The following is a 17154-nucleotide window of genomic DNA, read 5'->3' on the forward strand; positions in this document are numbered from 1 at the left end:
GCCGCGCCCTTGGTAAACTGAAAAGCAGGCAGGCGCTCGCCCCACCGCGTCCTTACACGCACCGGGTGCAGCACCAACTCACACCAGGCCACCAACCGGGTGGCCCCACCGACAACCAAGGAGTCAGCATGCCTATTGCAACCCCTGAAGTCTACGCAGAAATGCTCGAAAACGCCCGCGCCAAGGGCTTTGCGTACCCCGCAGTCAACGTCACCTCTTCACAGACCCTGAACGCAGCTATCCGCGGCTTCGCAGAAGCAGGCTCAGACGGCATCATCCAGGCCTCCACCGGTGGCGCCGCCTACTGGTCAGGCCCCAACAAGAAGAACATGGTTGTCGGCTCCCTCGCCTTCGCTGCCTACGCACGCGAAGTTGCCAAGCAGTACGACGTCAACATCGCCCTGCACACCGACCACTGCCCCCAGGATAAGCTCGACGACTTCGTGCTGCCCCTGCTCGCAGAATCAGAGAAGGCTGTAGCCCGCGGCGAAGACCCCATCTTCAACTCCCACATGTGGGACGGCTCCGCTATCTCCCTCGAAGAGAACCTCAAGATCGCTCAGGAACTGATCGAGCGTACCTCCAAGAACCACCAGGTTCTCGAGGTCGAAATCGGCGCTGTCGGCGGCGAAGAAGACGGCGTTGAAGGCGCTATCGATGACTCCCTCTACACCACCGTTGAGGACGCCATCAAGACCGTTGAGGCCATCGGCCTGGGCGAAAAGGGCACCTACATGGCAGCCCTGACCTTCGGTAACGTTCACGGCGTCTACAAGCCCGGTAACGTTCACCTGCGCCCCGAACTGCTCAAGGAAATCCAGACCGAGGTCGGCGCCAAGTACGGCAAGGGCGAAAAGCCCTTCTTCCTGGTCTTCCACGGCGGTTCAGGCTCCACCGAGCAGGAGATTGCAGATGCAGTTTCCTACGGTGTTATCAAGATGAACATCGACACCGACACCCAGTACGCCTACACCCGCCCCGTTGTGGACCACATGTTCCGCAACTACGACGGCGTGCTCAAGGTTGACGGCGAGGTCGGCAACAAGAAGACCTACGACCCCCGCGTATGGGGTGCAGCTGCTGAAGCTGGCATGGCCGCTCGCGTGGTTGAAGCTGCCCAGCAGCTCGGCTCCGCTGGTACCTCCGGCAAGTAAGCCCTGTAGCTAGGTCCGCTAGCCTAGAGCAAAGGCGCCGGACGCTCCCGCTTGTGCGGGTGCGTCCGGCGCCTTTGTGCTGTGGTGGTGAATGTGCCCCGTGATGTGCGGACGCCGGTCCCGGCTAGACGATGGACAGGAAGGTCATGATGTTCACCAGGTTGGTGAAGTCGATGAACATGCCGCCGACGATGGGCAGGATGAAGAAGGCCAGCTTGGAGGCCTTGTATTTGGTGACCAGGGAAGCCATGTTGGCGATGCCGTTGGGGGTTGCGCCCATGCCGAAGCCGCAGTGGCCGGCGGTGAGGATAGCTGCGTCGTAGTCTGCGCCCATGGCACGGAAGGTAACGAAGTTAGCCCATACCCACATGAGTGCAATCTGGGCTAGCAGGAGCACGATGAGCGGGATAGCCAGCTCGGCCAGCTGCCAGAGCTGAATATTCATGAGGGCCATCGCCAAAAAGACGTTGAGGCCGATGTTGCCCAGTACCTCGACCTCCTGCTCGGGGACGAGCTCGTGGTATTCCTTGGAGTTGCGGCGGTCGCTGATGTAGCGCAGGGCGATGGCGATGATCATGGGGCCCATGTAGCTGGGGAAGGCGGCGCGGTCGGTGAGCTGGCCGACCAGGTAGTTGAGGGCTTCGGTCAGGTAGCTACCGATGAACATGGCGACCAGGATCATGATGAAGCCGTGCAGGATGCTGTCGGCGTCGAGCTTGCGGGGGCGTACGGTCAGCAGGGCCGTATTGATGTTGACCTGGTGGGAGGGTTCCTTCTCGAGCAGGTTGTGCTTGATGATTAGGCGGTTGGCGACGGGGCCACCCATGAGTGAGCCGGCGATGAGGCCGAAGGTTGCGGCGGTGTAGGCGACGGTTTCTGCACCGGTGACGCCGGAGGCTTCAACGAGCGGGGCGATACCACCGGAAACACCGTGGCCGCCGGTCATGGGGGTGGAGCCGGTCATGAGCGCCAGGGCCGGGTCGACGTTGACCACGGGGGCGACCAGGACGGCCACGATGTTCTGCGCGATACAGAGACCCGTTGCGACCAGCAGGAAGAGGCCTACCTTTGAGCCGGCTGACTTGAGCACCTTGAGCGAGGCACCGTATCCGACCGAGGTGAAGAAGATGACCATGAAGAAGCTCTGCAGGGTGGTGTCGAACTTGATGGTCAATACCCCGGTCTGGTTGAGTACCAGGTTGACCAGGGAGAAGAGGAAGCCGCCGATGACGGGCGAGGGGATGGCGAACCGCTGGAAGAAGTAGAAGCGGTTCTTAATCCACATACCGAGCAGCAGCAGCATTACTGCCCAGCCGGCGGACTGAACCATGGTGAGTTCAAGCGTCATAGGAGTCTCTCTGTATCTATGTGATCGTGTGTGTTTTCCACTTCGTCGGCGAAGTTGACCTCTCACACTATACGGGACACCTCGGTGTGGTGCGGCTGGGTTTTCGTCACAGCGGGGTGCGCGGACGCCTGCCGTCGGCAGGCATGGGAGTAGCTGGTGGGCGGCGCGAGGCTTAAATACAAAAAAGGGTGTTTTTGGGAGTTAGAGGCGTTTGGTTGTGGTTCTATCTCCCAAAATGGGGTGTTTTTGGGAGATAGAGTGGCATAGGATTGCCTGTAACTACCAAAAAGATGAGATTTTGGGAGATAGGGGAGCATGAAAAAATACCGGAGCCTCAAATCTATTTTTCACCAGTTCGACCGGCAGACCGCTGAAAGGTTCGCGCAGGAACGCCGCGATATGGGGTACGAAACCAGCTTTGTTCTGGGCGACCACACTCTGTTTTACACAGTGACCCCCCAGCTGCTCCTTCTGCAGGAACAGATCCTGCTGAATGAGAGAACTCTTGAGGAACTTGCCGCTAGTCTTCCCGCGACTGCTCGGGCAAGTTACCTGTATGAGCTCATCACCCAGGAAATTTCAGCGACGAACGAGATTGAGGGCGTGCGGTCAACCAGGCAGGAGATCCAGGAGGCCCTCGACGCTGAACCCTCTGATAACAAGAAGTTTAGAGAGATTGCTCGGCTCTATCTTGAGCTATCGCAGGGCAAGGTTGACGTTCCGCATACCCTGGAAGAAGTACGAGCTACCTACGACCGCCTTTTTGGGTCAGAGATCGCTGATGAAGACCGCCCTGATGGCAGGCTTTTTAGGGCTGGTCCTGTCTTTGTGCATGATGGGGCAGGCAAAATTATTCATACTGGTGCTCGCGACGAAGAGGCACTTGAACAGCAGCTACGGGCTATGTTTGACCATCTTGAGAACACCGAGGTGCCCTTTCTTCCTTCTAGAGCTGTCTCGCACTTTATGTTTGAGGCGGCCCACCCCTTCTATGACGGCAATGGACGCTTCGGGCGTTTTTTCTTAAGCGCCCAGCTGCAGGAGGTTCTCTCTACCTACACGGTGCTTGCCCTCTCGCACCTTATAAAGCAGAAAAAAGAGGAATACCACAGGGCTTTTACCGAAGCTGAGGAGCCGCTTAATTATGGTGAAGTCACACTATTTGCCCATGTAATACTTGGGTTCATACGTGACGCACAGCTTGAACTCATTGATGATTTTGAGGCAAAGAAACAGATGATGCAGTTGCTGCATGAGCGTGTCGACGGGCTTAAGTCAGGCGAGTCTGAGCTGTCGGCTGGCGCGCTTGATGCGCTGTTTATTCTGGGTCAGGCTCATCTTTTCAGCGGGGGCCGCGGAATTGAATGGAGCGATTTAGCGCAGATTCTTGGGAAGTCGCGAAATACGGTTCGGGCCTATCTTGTTGAAGTGGAACAAGAAAGACTGGTTGAGCGCACCTCGTCCCGTCCCCTGCGCGTGCGGTTGAGTGAGGCAGGCAAGGCCCTCCTTTTCCCCGGGCACGCGTAGACTTTTTGTAGTTACAAGAATTTGAGTTGAATGGAGTACCCATGTCACTTGCCGGTAAGAACCTGCTAGATGGCCCCGCCCCCACCCTGCTGCCTGAAGAGCCTGAGCTGACGGCCCGCGTCCGCGCCGGTGAAGCTCCTGCCGACCTTGCGCAGGCCTTCCCCAAGTCGTCGCTGGCCTGGGCCCTGCTGGCTGAAGAAACCCTGAGCGCCGGTAGGACTCTTGAAGCCTACGCCTATGCGCGCGTGGGCTACCACCGCGGTCTGGACGCCCTGCGCGGCAATGGTTGGCGCGGGCACGGCCCGATTCCGGTGAGCCATGAACCGAACCGGGGTTTCTTGAAGGCCCTGCTGATTCTGGGTCAGACCGCAGCAGCGATCGGTGAGACGGATGAGGCTGAGCGTATTGAGAAGTTCCTGAACGACTCCGACCCGGCTGCCGCCGCCGAGCTGGCCTAGGTTGTATCTAGGTTCTCCAGTGGCTCTAGATGTTGAGTAGATTACCTTGAGCAGGCTCAACACTTGAGCAGAAATCGGGTAGACTATAGAGCAACATTCATCCCCGTTGCGTACGGTCCTTTGTGACTGGCTGATCCGTTAGCCGTGTACGCTACGGGGATTTTTCTATAAAATTTAGACATGATTCTGCCTTCAGACCTGGCACCAAAACACCCTCCGCAACGTACCAAACCATGGCTTGATATAGACCAACAGGTAGCCAAACTAGAGATGCGTGGGTTGCCTTTAGACGATTCTCAGCGGGTTCTTTTGGCCAACTTCCTTGCGCACCAGAACTACTACCGTTTCAGCGGTTACTTTAAGCAGTTTATGGAACCTGCTCCGGCTGATGAGTTCAAGCCGGGAACGACTCTCGAACAGCTTCTGACGGTCTACTCGCTTGATGATCAGATGCGGCTACTGGTTTTTCGTGGTGTGCAGGTGATTGAACCAATTATTAGAACACGGGTAGCCTTTCGCCTGGCAGAAGGGGCAAAGAACGGGCCTACCCGCTATCTTTTGAGAAGTGCATACGAGCCCTCCCGCCCTAGTAACCTGCCGCCTCGTGGAATGCCCTTAGATGCTTGGCAGGCTAAACACGCGGGTCTTACTCGCAGCCGTGAATCTTTGATGAGAAGCATTGAAGACACCCTGAATCGCGAGGAGCTGTATCTTCAACACTTCGTGAATCAGGGGCAGCAGGTTCCTTTGTGGGCAATGGTTGAGGCGATGTCTCTCGGGGATCTCTCAAAGATGGTGAGCACCTGGAAAGATACCAACCAGATACAGCGTCTGATGGATGATTTAGGGTTTACACGAGCTGAGGAACTACGTCGAGCTATTGGTAACGTAAATTTCTTTCGGAACCTAGCTGCTCACCACAACCGATTGTGGGGTAGGCGTCTTACTCGTCCTGTTGCAAAGTCACCGTGGAAAGGAGCAACAGGTTTAGAGTATTCGGGATTACCGGTGGAAGCTCCCGCTCATATTCTGCGTCTGTTGTCTGATTGGGTGGACCATATTCAAGGAGACCAGACGTACTCAACTGAGCTATGGCAGCTTGTCAGTAGCGATGCAACATATGAAGAAGGAATGCTTTTCCCCTCTCTATAGATGCCTTCAAATCTTCGACCCGGCTGCCGCCGCCGAGCTGGCCTAGCCCCTGACCGCCCCAGATTTTCTTAGAAATATGAGGAAAATTTGGGGCGGGTTGTTTTTGTTCAACAAAAGGGCGTAGGCTGATTAACGCAACAGTTTTCAACGACGAAAATGAATGGGAGACCCCCTCATGCGCATTGGCGTACCCCGCGAAATCAAGCCCCAGGAACAGCGCGTTGGCCTCACCCCCGACGGCGTGCTGGCTCTTGTTCAGGCTGGCCACGAAGTACTGATTGAGAAGGACGCCGGGCTCGGCGCAGGCTTCTCCAACGAGGAATACGAGAAGGCAGGCGCTACCCTGGTCAGCCAGGACGAGGCCTGGAACCAGGCTGAACTGCTGGTGAAGGTCAAAGAGCCGATTGAATCCGAGTACAAGTACCTGCGTGAGGATCTGACCCTTTTCACTTACCTGCACCTGGCCGCTGACAAGCCCCTGACCGAAGCTCTGCTGGCTGCTAAGACCCGCGGTATTGCGTACGAGACTGTGCGTAACGGCCGTGCCCTGCCCCTGCTGCTTCCCATGAGTGAGGTTGCGGGCCGTCTGGCTGCTCAGGCTGCGACCCAGTACACCATGGCTACCGAGGGTGGTCAGGGTATTCTGCTGGGTGGCGTGCCCGGTGTTGCCCCCGGCCGCGTGGTGGTTCTGGGTGGCGGTAACGTGGGTACCCACGCCGCTAAGCTGGCTGTTGGTGCTGGCGCTGAGGTGACTATTCTTGAGGGTTACGGCCCCCGTGTGCGTGAACTGTCTGACCTGTTTGGGTCTACTGCGCGCGTGCTGAACTCCACTCCCGCGAATATTGAGCGTGAAATCGCTGAGGCCGATGTGGTGATCGGTTCGATTCTGGTTCCTGGCGCTAAGGCTCCTAAGGTTGTGCGCCGTGAGCACCTGAAGACCATGAAGCCCGGTACCCTGCTGATTGACGTTGCGATTGACCAGGGCGGTTGCTTCGAGACTTCCCGCCCCACCACCTATGCTGACCCGATTTTTGAGGTGGACGGCATCCGTCACTACTGCGTTGCTAACATGCCCGGTGCTGTGCCCCGCACTTCGACTATTGCCCTGACCGACGCCACCTTGCCCTACGTGCTGAAGCTGGCTGCTGGCGTGGACGAGGCCCTGGCCAACAACCCCGACCTGGCTCTGGGCCTGAACACCGATGCTGGCAAGATTACTTTCGCCGGCGTTGCTGAGGCCTTCCCTGAGCTGCCTGCTGCCTAGGTTTTAGAGGTAGCTTAAGGGTGCGGACGCCCGCCCCACCTTCCTGCCCTGCGGCAGGGGGGGTGGGCGGGCGTCCTTTGTATATTTCCGGGCTACTTGCTGTGCTTGCCCGTATATGGTGGGCGCACCGGCAGGAGCCTGCGCGCCAAGAGGTAGAGCATGTACGCTAGCGCGGCGTTGAGGGACGCTGTGCCCCACACTGTGAGCGCAAGTGATTCCGGTAGCAGGGTGTAGAAGAGGAAGGTTCCTAGCATGGTGCCTGCCAGGCCGAGAAAGAGAATCCCGGCCCCGTGCCAGGCGTACTTGCCCTGCCAGGGAACACGAGCCATTTCGAGGCCGACTCCGCCGAGGAAGATAGAGACGAATCCCAGCCAGTTGCTGTCGGCATATATGCCCCAGGCTATAGACCCGTAGCCTAGGCCAATGACCAGAGCGGCTGCGGGAGAAGCCCCGATTATGATGGGGTCTTGGCTTGGTTCGTGTGCCGGGGTGTTTGTCATTCCTGCTCCTGGCTGAGGGGATGGTAGCCGGGGGTGACAAAGCGGTGGAAGATGAAGGTGGTGACTGCCAGGAGGGGGAGGCGCCAGGTGGCGCTGGCGGGGTCATCCAGACCAGGAAAGAGCAGGGCAAAGACGGCCACTGCGAAAACAGTCTGGGAGGCTAAACCATAGCTGATAGGCAGGGTTCTTTTTGCTGATGCTCGACGACGGCTAATGTAAAAACCGAACGCTACACAGCAGAAGATAAGAACCATGGTGAGCAGGTGGGCCTGGAATATGAGACTGGCTGCGAGAGCCGTGAAGAGGGCGGTGATGGTGAGGGCTTGTGGCCAGCTGCCGCCGATACGTTCCTCGTAGAGATAGGGCGCGGACGCCTGCTGCACGGCTGGCCGGGACTGGATGGTCTGTTCGGTCATGAGAATCTCCTCCTTGAGATTTCTACCATTGTAGAACTGGGGGCTCTAGTCAGGCTAGGGTTGCCCGCTATTTGTTGTTGGGTATGGCGGTAACCTCCTTGTTGTCTGCCTACTCCACCCAATTATATCATTGCTTACTATTTGGGTGGATAGAGAAAAGGTCGCAACCTTTTGGTTGCGACCTTTTCTCATACACACACATTTCTTTCGCACCTATCCCCTAGGGGAGGAGCTTCAGAGGTTACACACATCTCTCTGAAAGAGGTGACTCATCGTCACGGTGAGATTCTCAGTCTCTTGAGGTTGCGAGGTTTTCTCTCCTCGTCCTCATGTCTTTAACTATGGCACCCTAACCTTTGAACTCAATTCGGGGAACCTGTGCGAAACCTAAGAAAATACTTTTCTTGTGAAGTTTCTTGGGTGAGGGGCTGGGTTAGCCGCTGGTGCAGCCCCAGGCGTCCGCACCTGTAGCGCAGTCCTCGGCAACCAGGCCAACCTGTGTGCGCCAGACTCGCACCAGCTGCGGGTCGCTGGTACGGCTGACTGTACCGTCGATAACCTGCCAGGGCCCGCCATCGACGGAGTATTCACCGCGGTAGGTGGTGGTCAGAGCGAAGTAGTAGTCGCCGGGGTCTGTGTAGCGGTGGGAGGTGTCGGTGGGCTGGTCCCAGACGTCCGCGCCGAGCTGGTAGCCGGGGTAGGTTATTGGCCCGAGGGCGGCGCCGTCTCCGTAGTCGAAGGTGTAGGAGATGGGGGTTGCGCGGAGTACGACGTTTTGGCCGTTGATGGTGCGCGTGAATTCTTGGGGGTTGGGGTCGGCCCAGAAGTTGGTGTTGTAGTTTTTTAGGGTGTGGGGTGCGCGTTCTTGCTGGGGTGTGGCGGCTGCGATGGGGAAGGTGTCGAAGTCGTGGGTGGTGAGCGTGACGCGGATGGTGCGCAGCACGGTTTGCCCGTTTTCTTCGGCGAGTTCTAGGCCTGCAGCTTCGAGTTCTGCTGGGGTGAGGGGGACGCAGCCGATGGGACCTTGGGGAGTGTTGTAGGGGGTGTCTGCACCGTCGGCCCAGTCGGCTGGGACGAGGGAGAGGACGCCGAGGTCCCCGTCGCTTGCCAGGCAGTAGGTGCCTGGTGAGGGTGCGCCTCCTACTTGGAGGGCTGCACGGTTGGGGCCTCGGGGCTTATCGAAGTAGATAAGCTGGACGGCCGCTGCTGCGTCGGTAGAAGGGGCGTCGATTGGTTGAGGGATATCTCGGTCCTCTTCATAACCTTCGTGGGCTATAGCAAAATTATTAATATCTTCTAGGGACACATAAAAATTATCTCCCTCTGTGCCGCTTTTAGTTTCAGCACTAGCGGTATATGCTGGGCCGAATGCCAAAACAGAGGCTAGAGTAAATGCTAGATACTTTCTGCGCATTTTAGCTCACTACCTTAGCACTTACTATTTTCCAGGAATTATCAATAAATTTTAGACGAAGGTCAATTCCCTTATAAATAGAGTCTGAGTTATCGTACGCTCTTGCTTCGTTGTTAACCCAGAGCACAGTATTTTCGACTTCGAAGTTCGAACCTATTGAGTACTCACCATTACCGTAGGAGATAAGCAAATCCTTATTGTAGTGAATAGTCCGATTTCCTCCGATGACCCATCCACCTGATTCATAAATCTTTTGCAGGGAATCGTAGTATTTTTGCTCTTGTTCAAAAGACTCATCGACCAAGCTTTGGATACTAGAAATATCGCCTGTTTGGTTGGCGTAGTTTCGCATCTCGTTCCAGTAGTTGATGAACAGGAGCATGGCATCGGTGCTTTCCACGTTCATGCCTTCTGGAGCAACCGGCTTAGGTACGTTCTGGGCGGGGCCGTGCTCGTCCGCAGCGCGGTATTCACCTTCGGGTGCTTTTGAGCCACCCGAATAATTGGTTTCTTCTGCGCTGGTAGTTTCCTCCACGGCGCTCGCAGAGGTGGCTGCTACCGCGGAAGTTGTGGTACTTGAATCCGGTTCGGGAACTGAGCCTGTTGCCTGCGCACCGCAACCTGTAAGAGCTAGTAGCGCGATAGCTGTTAGAGCAAGATTACGGGTGGGAGTGTGTTTCATAAGGGTCTCCTGGTGACATCTTTGTGACTAGGTCTTATGTGTGTTTATAGTGCTGGGTTTGTGCCATGGCAAGAGTTTCGGCCCGCTTGCCCGGTTTTTGACAGCAGATTACGCTGAAGACGGCCAGTTATCCACAGGTCTTGCGTCTGACGTGGGCTAATAGGCCTACAGAGAAGGGCCTATGAAAGCATTTGAGCAGGTAAGAAAGCAAGCGGGTCAGGAGGAAGCTGAACCTGTTGTTCATCCTGTTTCTCTATCTAACAGTGCTCCAAAATATAACGAGCAAAGCGCCCCTCACATGGTGGTGTGAGGGGCGCTTGTAGTAATTAGGGCATTGGCTAGAAAAGGGTGTCGGAAGAACTATCTACCGTATTAGTGAGAGATGCATTCTCGCGCTCTAGCCCGTAGTGGCGGCGATTGATAGCCTTGCCAAGTGCGTTAGGGATGCCCACGACTAATGCGTTGCCCATGCAGAAAGCACGATGTCCATCAGTTAAGCCCGCATCAGTCCAGCCCTTGGGGAAACCCTGAATCTGATCTAGTTCATCGGGAATAAGACGGCGTAGGCGACCTGATTTCGTCTTCACAACATGTTTAAATCGTGAGGCACCTGCTCCGCCCTCGCCGGTCAAAATGGTGCGTGCCGGGCGGTCGAGGGGGTCGGGGAAGGACATACTACCTTCTGAGTAGGTGTACTTGAATCCACTAGCTTTATTAATGCGTTCTTCCTTTTTTCCACCCTTAAGGTATTCCCAGGCCTGGATTTTGCTAGGTTCAATAAAGAACTGGTCTGGCACTTCGGTTTCGTCGACCACGATATCGCCGAGAGTAAGACATTTGCCTGTGTACAGAGCTTCTGGCTTCGCGGTATAGATTTTACCGTGCTGCATTACGCCGGCATCTTGGAACCGTGAGGTTTTTGCACCTAGACCAAAGTTTTGAGTCACTTCAAAGGGGTCAATACTAATGCTGAAGTTATCTTCGCGAGTCAGGTTCTGGGTAATAGGGAAGGCCTCAGCAAAAACCCCTTCGGTACGCAGGGTTGTTTCTAGGTTCCACGTTGTGTCGGTAAGTTCTGCATAGATATATACACGTTTACGCTTCTGGGGGTGGCCATAGTCAGCTGCGTTAATAACGCGCCACTCAACGGAATACCCCAGCGAGTAGAAGCATGAAAGAATAATTGCGAAGTCACGACCACGCTGTTTCGAGGGTGATTTCAGTAGTCGGTCTACATTTTCGAGGACAACGTAGCGAGGCTTCTTCATCTCTAGCGCACGGTAGATATCCCACCAGAGTACGCCCTTTTTGCCTTCAATGCCGTGTGATTGAGATAAGGGCTTGGAGACAGAGTAGTCTTGGCAGGGGAAGCCGCCAACGAGCATATCTGCGTCTGGAATAGTGATTTCACCATTCTCGGCCATGGTGAGAGCTTTATTGATGTCTTCGTTGAGGAAGTTTTCTTCACCAAAACGTGCAACATAGCAACGGGCAGCAAACTGCTTGGTGGGTGTTCCTGGGGGTTCCCACTGGTTAGCCCAGACTGTCTCAAAGCTGCCAGCTGAGGGCAGGGTAAACCCATCTTTGTTGTAGCCTTCGAAGCCCAGGCGGAAGCCGCCGACACCTGCAAAGAGCTCGATGATACGAATCGGCTGGTCTGCCACGGTTGAACCTTCCGCTTGGAACTGTAGGTCTTAAGAGTATAGATCAGAATAGGTGTTCTGATCAATTCTATGTGATAAGCATCTATAATTTAGGTGCTTTCTGCTTTCGTCGAGCGAAATGAGTTTAGAGAATGGCCAATGAATTCACCAGGGAGTCTTTGGAGTCCCTCCTAGATGCAGCTATGGGCAGGACGCTGGGGGAAGTTGACAGCAAGCGTCTTATTGATCGTTATGTGGAAAGCCGTCCTGATCGCGTGGTCAAGGGGGTTCCTGGCGATGTCATCGAACAATCTGTCCTGGGCCTCCCCAAAGATTCTCTCCAGAAAGCTGACCTCTTGGTTGACGGGATTCCAACGGAGCTGAAGGTGACTGGGGTCTACAAACGCGGGGAAGGGGCGAAGGCTGAGTATCACGCCAAGGAACGTCTTACGATAACTAACGTGAACTACTCTGGAGTCGTTCAAGAGAGTTTCATAGACTCCCATCTGTGGGAGAAGATCCAGAATATCTTGCTGGTGTACTACCAGTATGGTGACACCCGTGCGCTCTCGACTGAAGACTATAGAAAATTCCGATACTTGCTTTACTCAAATCTTCACTTTAGTGATGAAGAAAGAGAGATTATCAAGTCAGATTGGGAGCACGTCCATGGTTTCTTCGCTTCTGAGCGTGGTCAGCATGTTATTAGACAGCTTCAGGACTCTCAAACCGATGACGAAGAACGTCGAGCTCTGAGGGCAGAGCTATCCGCTGCCCTTGGTGGGCTGATGTATCTAGAGGTTGCTCCTAAATTTCCTCGTGCCCGGTTGGCTATAAAAAACTCGTACTTCAAAGTAAAGACAAAAGAAATATTTAGCGCGAAATCATCGCAGCAGAGACTGACAGGGGTTTCCGATTATTCGGACCTGCTCCAACAGATATCTAAGTCTGTAGCACCTTATGTTGGTATGAAGCTAGGGGATATTGCTAAAGAAGCGGCAGAAGCTAAATCTTCTACTCTTGCTGACCAAATCAGCAAAGGGGCAACCAACTACATACTTGGGTACATGCTTACTGGAGATTACGTTAAAGCTAGTTCTATTGAAGAGCTCGCTAAAGCTGGCTTCATCGTTAAGGCAATACCCATTAAGGGCACCGGCCATAAGAAGGAGGATTCTAAACTTACCCCGGTCGTATTCTCAGAATTTGAGGACGATACAGCTTTCGAAGATTCAACACTTTTTGATTACCTTTTTAGCCACAGGTTCTTATGCGGGGTCTTTGAACGTCATCAGGGGAAGGACAGAAGCCTAGATATCTTCAGGGGCGTTAAGGTTATTGAATTTTCAGACAGCATGTTTGAAGAATCTGCCCGGAGAGTTTGGGAGACAATGCGTCGCATGTACCTTCAGCAGGAGATGACCACTCACTTGGCTCTGCGAAAAGATGGAACGGTTATCTATAACAAAAACGGTTTCCCAAAGATGGGGAACAACCTACCTAAGTCCAAAGAATATGAAATCTTTATCAGGGGTACGAGCGGAAATTCATCGAAGAAACCGTTAGTCCTTAACGGACATGCCTTCTACAATCTGGATTATTGGATAAAGGGTTCCCTCATGGTTGAGCTACTCAATCAATCTGAGTTCCTTTAGGGAGAGTGATTCAAAAAACTGAGGTGAAACAGGCTTACAGCGAAGCTGCTGGTTCGATGGAGTGAGCGGGTGCGAGCATGCGAGCACACAAGAGCGGACGGAATCTGCCGCAAGGCGGGGTGTGAATCTGGTGAGCCAGTTAATGAACCAGGTGAGAGGGTCGGCAGCGAGCTTAAGCCTGTTTCACCTCTTTCAACCTTCTGGTCCCGCTATATGGGCAGCCCCCGGTACAAACCTCCCCTAACCCTCCGGCAAGAAGCCGGGGTGCTGCGTCCACCCGCTAAACTAGACCCCATGCGCTACACCTACCTCGGCCCGTCCGGAACCTTCACCGAAGCAGCCCTCCTCACCGTGCCCGGTGCCCCCGACGCCGAACGCATACCCGCAACGTCCGTCCCCGCAGCCCTCGACGCCCTGCGCGACGGCACCGCCGACGCTGCCATGGTACCCATCGAAAACTCCGTTGAAGGTGGTGTGACCGCAACCCTCGACGCCATTGCAGCTCTCGACGGGTCCCTGCGTATCGTTCGCGAAGTGCTGGTACCCATCACCTTCGTGCTGGTTGCCCGCCCCGGCACCACGCTAGAGAACGTCAAAACCATTTCAACGCACACCCACGCCTGGGCGCAGGTGCGCCGCTGGGTGGCAGAGAATAAGCCGGACGCCGGCTACCTGCCCGGCTCGTCCACTGCTGGCGCGGCCCTTGGCCTGCTCAACGATAACCCGGGTTACGAGGCCGCCGTCTGCTCACCGGCAGTCGCTCAAGCCCACCCCGAGCTAGAAGTGCTGGCCCACAATATCGGCGATAACAAAAACGCTGTCACCCGTTTCGTGCTCGTCGCCCGCGACGCTGAAACTCCCGCACCGACCGGGGCCGACAAAACCACCCTGGTCATCCCGCTACCCCAGGACCGCCCCGGCGCCCTGCTTGACCTGCTCGAACAGTTCTCCACCCGGGGAATCAACCTCTCCCGCATTGAATCTCGCCCTACCGGCGAATTCCTGGGCTCCTATTTCTTCTCCATCGACATTGACGGGCACCTCTACGACGCCCGTGTGCGCGATGCCCTGCGCGGTATCCACCGGGTCTCACCCGGCGTGCTCTACCTGGGCTCCTACCCGCGAGCCGACAAGCGCCTGGCAGCGGTAGACCCCATGCACGATGAAGAGTCCTTCAACGCTGCCCGCGACTGGGTGGAAACCCTCTTCCCGGGCGGGCGGCCCGAGGCGCTCAAGCACAATATCTAGAGCCGCAAGAGCCTCTGCCACCAGCGGCGGTGCTGCTCTACTAGCTCCTCGCGGGCGTTCACAAAATCACTGAGCGAACGAATCTGCATGTCATCAGGGTAAACTTGCACCTTCACCGCGGCGGGGAGCACCTGGGCATGAAAATCGCTGACGTCACCGAGCACGTCCCCGTCCACCTCAACGGGCAAGCTGGTATTGGGGAAGTAGACGCGGACGTCCGTACCCACAAAGTGCTCGACCACCGGGTAGCGCACCCGGGTGGGGCGCAGAATAAACTGAGCCGCCATACGCACCCAGCTACCCAGGTTGCGTGGGGTCAGCACAATCACCTCAAGCTGCCCATCGGACAGCTGAGCTGTCTGCGCAAGATTCACCCCACCCTGAATCTTGCCGGTATTGGCAACCAACACCGCCCGAATCTTGCGGCGAACGGGCGCACCGTTATTCACCGTAATCACCGCTGGGCGGCGGCGGGTGAACATGTGCCGGGTGCTAGCCTCAACATAGGCCAACCAGCCGATGCGGGCTTTCAAATCTTCTCGGGTGTCGGTCATAATCTGGGCGTCAAAACCTGCCCCGCCCATGACCACAAAATTGACCGGTGGAAGCTCCTTCTCGCCCTGCATCTCCATACGAATCATGTCGATGGTGCGGCTCTGCCCGTGCAGAGCAATATTGATGCAGGCGTGCAGGTCATTGACGTCCATGTCGAGGTTGCGAGCCAGCAGATTACCCGTGCCCAAGGGCACAATGCCTAAGGTGGCAGTGGTGCCCGCCAGGCCGTCCGCCACAGCGCGTACGGTGCCGTCACCGCCCACAGCCAGCACAATCTCAGCCCCGTCCGCCGCAGCCTGCTGGGCCATACCAAAGCCGGGGTCGTCCGCCTCAGTCTCATAGAACCTAGCCCGAGGCCAATCAGCCAGGCCCAGCTCGGCTGTAATCATGCGAATCACCGAATCAGCCCGATCCTTGGTGGGGTTATAGACCACCGCGACCTGCTTCGGTTCACCCGGTTCCAACATGCGATGCAGGGGCCGGTAGACCGGGAAAAGATCAGGACGCTCCCGCCTGCCCTTGCGCACAGACAGCGCCACCCCACTCAGGGCAAGAGCAGAAGCAGCAGTAAGGGATACACCGAGAGTTGTACGCGAAACCATATCACCAGCATACTGAATAAAACCCTTCCCCGCCGACCCCGGCTCCCCAGCACCTGCCCCTCCACCACCCCAGCGGACGCACCCCGCCGCTCCCAGCGTCCGCACGCCTGACATCGCAGCGGCAACTACGGTAAATTTAGAGGCATGATTGACATTAACCTCCTGCGTGAAAACCCCGACGCCTTCCGCGCCTCCCAGCGCGCTCGCGGCGCTGACGAAACCGTCATCGACCAGATTCTCGAAGCGGACGCCACCCGCCGCACCTCCATCAACGAATTCGAGAAGCTACGCGCCGAACAGAACGTCTTCTCCAAGAAGATCGGCAAGGCCGCCAAGGAAGAAAAGCAGGCCCTGCTCGCTGAGGTTAAGGAACTCTCCCAGAAAGTCTCAGAAGCCAAGGCCGCCGCTGACGCCGCTGCAGCCCGCCAGGAAGAACTGGTCGCCAGCGTAGGCAACCTGATTATTGACGGTATTCCTGCCGGTGGCGAGGACGACTACGTGGTCGTCAAGCAGGTAGGCGAACCCCGCAACTTCGAAGCAGACGGCTTTGAACCCCGCGACCACCTTGAAATCGGCGAACTGGTTGACGGTATCGACATGGTACGCGGCGCTAAGGTTTCAGGCTCCCGCTTCTACTTCCTCAAGGGCCATGTAGCCCGCCTGGAGCAGGCTCTCATGTGGATGGCCCTCGACCAGGCCACCGCCAACGGCTTCACCATGCTCACCACCCCTACCCTGGTGCGCCCCGAAACCATGAACGGTACCGGCTTCAACGTCGAACACGATGACGAAATCTACCGCCTCGAGCGCGACGACCTCTACCTGGTCGGCACCTCCGAGGTCGCTATCGCCGGCTACCACGCCGACGAAATCATCGACTTCGAAAAGGGCCCCAAGAAGTACCTGGGCTGGTCCTCCTGCTACCGCCGCGAAGCCGGCTCCGCAGGTAAGGACACCCGCGGTATCATCCGCGTACACCAGTTCAACAAGGCCGAAATGTTCGTCTACTGCCCCGTCGAGCAGGCAGAAGACATGCACGCCAAGATGCTGGCCTGGGAAGAAGAGATGCTGGCCAAGTGCGAGCTCTCCTACCGCGTCATCGATACCGCTGCGGGTGACCTGGGCTCGTCCGCCGCCCGCAAGTTCGACTGCGAAGCCTGGGTACCCACCCAGGGCGCCTTCCGCGAACTGACCTCAACCTCTAACTGCACCACCTACCAGGCCCGCCGTCTGAACGTGCGTGAGCGCATGCCCGACACCGTCACCGCAGACGGCAAGACCAAGAAGGGCGGCACCCGCACCGTTGCCACCCTGAACGGTACCCTGGCGACCACCCGCTGGCTGGTTGCAATCCTGGAAACCCACCAGCAGGCAGACGGCTCCGTGCGTATCCCCGAGGCCCTGCGCCCCTACATGGGCGGCCTTGAGGTTATCCCCGTAGCAGCCTAACCCCGTAAGGTACCATCTACTTCGGAAAAGACCACCTCGTTTGTGGGTATAATCGACGTAGATGGTACCTTCTGCTTTTAAGCGTGA

The 17154-nt window shown here is 56.5% G+C and carries 16 protein-coding genes; 9 read left to right on the forward strand and 7 right to left on the reverse strand.

The annotated features are described in order from the left end of the window. The first annotated feature begins 128 nt into the window (after positions 1-128). Positions 129-1154: a class II fructose-bisphosphate aldolase gene (fbaA, locus tag ACEE43_RS09160; RefSeq protein ID WP_135012224.1), complete on the forward strand. Its 1026-nt coding sequence runs from the start codon at positions 129-131 to the stop codon at positions 1152-1154. 124 nt (positions 1155-1278) lie between these two features. On the opposite strand, the gene gltS is transcribed toward fbaA, so the two are convergent. Further along, positions 1279-2502, reverse strand: coding sequence for a sodium/glutamate symporter (gene gltS, locus ACEE43_RS09165; RefSeq protein WP_449107896.1), 1224 nt, complete (start codon positions 2500-2502; stop codon positions 1279-1281). Between the two features lie 315 nt (positions 2503-2817). Between gltS and ACEE43_RS09170 the strand changes: the two genes are divergently transcribed. From ACEE43_RS09170 to ald, 4 genes are all read left to right on the forward strand, one after another. Beyond that, positions 2818-4029: a Fic family protein gene (locus ACEE43_RS09170; RefSeq protein WP_431464493.1), complete on the forward strand. Its 1212-nt coding sequence runs from the start codon at positions 2818-2820 to the stop codon at positions 4027-4029. Between the two features lie 41 nt (positions 4030-4070). Next, complete coding sequence (locus ACEE43_RS09175; protein ID WP_135012220.1) at positions 4071-4487, forward strand: DUF3151 domain-containing protein; 417 nt, start codon at positions 4071-4073, stop codon at positions 4485-4487. 180 nt (positions 4488-4667) lie between these two features. After that, positions 4668-5639, forward strand: a complete 972-nt coding sequence (locus ACEE43_RS09180) for an Abi family protein (protein ID WP_449107897.1) — start codon at positions 4668-4670, stop codon at positions 5637-5639. A gap of 175 nt (positions 5640-5814) precedes the next feature. Next, positions 5815-6903, forward strand: coding sequence for an alanine dehydrogenase (ald, locus tag ACEE43_RS09185; RefSeq protein WP_449107898.1), 1089 nt, complete (start codon positions 5815-5817; stop codon positions 6901-6903). 92 nt (positions 6904-6995) lie between these two features. Here the strand turns inward: ald and ACEE43_RS09190 are convergent, their stop codons facing one another. The 4 genes from ACEE43_RS09190 to ACEE43_RS09205 all read right to left on the reverse strand — a co-directional run bounded on the left by ACEE43_RS09190 (position 6996) and on the right by ACEE43_RS09205 (position 9915). After that, positions 6996-7403, reverse strand: a complete 408-nt coding sequence (locus tag ACEE43_RS09190) for a hypothetical protein (RefSeq protein ID WP_449107899.1) — start codon at positions 7401-7403, stop codon at positions 6996-6998. Further along, the gene (locus ACEE43_RS09195; protein WP_449107900.1) at positions 7400-7819 is read right to left on the reverse strand and encodes a hypothetical protein; all 420 of its coding nucleotides are present in this window, start codon (positions 7817-7819) and stop codon (positions 7400-7402) included. Before ACEE43_RS09195 ends, ACEE43_RS09190 begins: the two co-directional genes overlap by 4 nt. A 433-nt stretch (positions 7820-8252) precedes the next feature. Beyond that, the gene (locus ACEE43_RS09200; protein WP_449107901.1) at positions 8253-9125 is read right to left on the reverse strand and encodes a hypothetical protein; all 873 of its coding nucleotides are present in this window, start codon (positions 9123-9125) and stop codon (positions 8253-8255) included. 109 nt (positions 9126-9234) lie between these two features. Further along, positions 9235-9915: a DUF6318 family protein gene (locus tag ACEE43_RS09205; RefSeq protein ID WP_449107902.1), complete on the reverse strand. Its 681-nt coding sequence runs from the start codon at positions 9913-9915 to the stop codon at positions 9235-9237. A 181-nt stretch (positions 9916-10096) separates the two neighbouring features. On the opposite strand from ACEE43_RS09205, the gene ACEE43_RS09210 reads away from it, so the two are divergent. Further along, entirely contained in the window at positions 10097-10225 is a 129-nt protein-coding gene (locus tag ACEE43_RS09210) for a hypothetical protein (protein ID WP_449107903.1), read from the forward strand. A gap of 28 nt (positions 10226-10253) precedes the next feature. Here ACEE43_RS09210 and dcm read toward each other — a convergent pair whose 3' ends face one another. Then, a complete protein-coding gene (dcm, locus tag ACEE43_RS09215; protein ID WP_449107904.1) occupies positions 10254-11579 on the reverse strand; it encodes a DNA (cytosine-5-)-methyltransferase in 1326 nt (441 codons plus the stop codon). A gap of 131 nt (positions 11580-11710) precedes the next feature. Here dcm and ACEE43_RS09220 point away from each other — a divergent pair, with 131 nt between their 5' ends. Together ACEE43_RS09220 and pheA are read left to right on the forward strand one after the other, a co-directional pair. Further along, positions 11711-13213 carry a MutH/Sau3AI family endonuclease gene (locus ACEE43_RS09220; RefSeq protein ID WP_449107905.1) on the forward strand — a complete coding sequence of 501 codons (1503 nt, stop codon included), beginning with the start codon at positions 11711-11713 and terminating at the stop codon, positions 13211-13213. Between the two features lie 294 nt (positions 13214-13507). Then, the gene (gene pheA / locus ACEE43_RS09225) at positions 13508-14461 is read left to right on the forward strand and encodes a prephenate dehydratase (RefSeq protein ID WP_449107945.1); all 954 of its coding nucleotides are present in this window, start codon (positions 13508-13510) and stop codon (positions 14459-14461) included. Here the strand turns inward: pheA and ACEE43_RS09230 are convergent. Beyond that, positions 14458-15618 (reverse strand): diacylglycerol/lipid kinase family protein, encoded by a 1161-nt coding sequence (locus tag ACEE43_RS09230; RefSeq protein ID WP_449107906.1) that lies wholly within the window; start codon positions 15616-15618, stop codon positions 14458-14460. The two genes, pheA and ACEE43_RS09230, sit on opposite strands and share 4 nt — an antisense overlap. 144 nt (positions 15619-15762) lie before the next feature. Here ACEE43_RS09230 and serS point away from each other — a divergent pair, with 144 nt between their 5' ends. After that, positions 15763-17067: a serine--tRNA ligase gene (serS, locus tag ACEE43_RS09235; protein ID WP_449107907.1), complete on the forward strand. Its 1305-nt coding sequence runs from the start codon at positions 15763-15765 to the stop codon at positions 17065-17067. The last annotated feature ends 87 nt before the right edge of the window (positions 17068-17154 follow it).

The sequence above is a fragment of the Rothia sp. 11254D007BW genome (genome assembly GCF_053548195.1).

Coding starts and splice junctions, on each gene's coding strand:
- ACEE43_RS09220 (WP_449107905.1), top strand. CDS start 11,711: ATGGCCAATGAATTCACCAGGGAGTCTTTGGAGTCCCTCCTAGATGCA.
- ACEE43_RS09195 (WP_449107900.1), bottom strand. CDS start 7,819: ATGACCGAACAGACCATCCAGTCCCGGCCAGCCGTGCAGCAGGCGTCC.
- ACEE43_RS09190 (WP_449107899.1), bottom strand. CDS start 7,403: ATGACAAACACCCCGGCACACGAACCAAGCCAAGACCCCATCATAATC.
- gltS (WP_449107896.1), bottom strand. CDS start 2,502: ATGACGCTTGAACTCACCATGGTTCAGTCCGCCGGCTGGGCAGTAATG.
- pheA (WP_449107945.1), top strand. CDS start 13,508: ATGCGCTACACCTACCTCGGCCCGTCCGGAACCTTCACCGAAGCAGCC.
- ACEE43_RS09170 (WP_431464493.1), top strand. CDS start 2,818: ATGAAAAAATACCGGAGCCTCAAATCTATTTTTCACCAGTTCGACCGG.
- ald (WP_449107898.1), top strand. CDS start 5,815: ATGCGCATTGGCGTACCCCGCGAAATCAAGCCCCAGGAACAGCGCGTT.
- ACEE43_RS09205 (WP_449107902.1), bottom strand. CDS start 9,915: ATGAAACACACTCCCACCCGTAATCTTGCTCTAACAGCTATCGCGCTA.
- ACEE43_RS09210 (WP_449107903.1), top strand. CDS start 10,097: ATGAAAGCATTTGAGCAGGTAAGAAAGCAAGCGGGTCAGGAGGAAGCT.
- ACEE43_RS09230 (WP_449107906.1), bottom strand. CDS start 15,618: ATGGTTTCGCGTACAACTCTCGGTGTATCCCTTACTGCTGCTTCTGCT.
- fbaA (WP_135012224.1), top strand. CDS start 129: ATGCCTATTGCAACCCCTGAAGTCTACGCAGAAATGCTCGAAAACGCC.
- ACEE43_RS09180 (WP_449107897.1), top strand. CDS start 4,668: ATGATTCTGCCTTCAGACCTGGCACCAAAACACCCTCCGCAACGTACC.
- ACEE43_RS09175 (WP_135012220.1), top strand. CDS start 4,071: ATGTCACTTGCCGGTAAGAACCTGCTAGATGGCCCCGCCCCCACCCTG.
- serS (WP_449107907.1), top strand. CDS start 15,763: ATGATTGACATTAACCTCCTGCGTGAAAACCCCGACGCCTTCCGCGCC.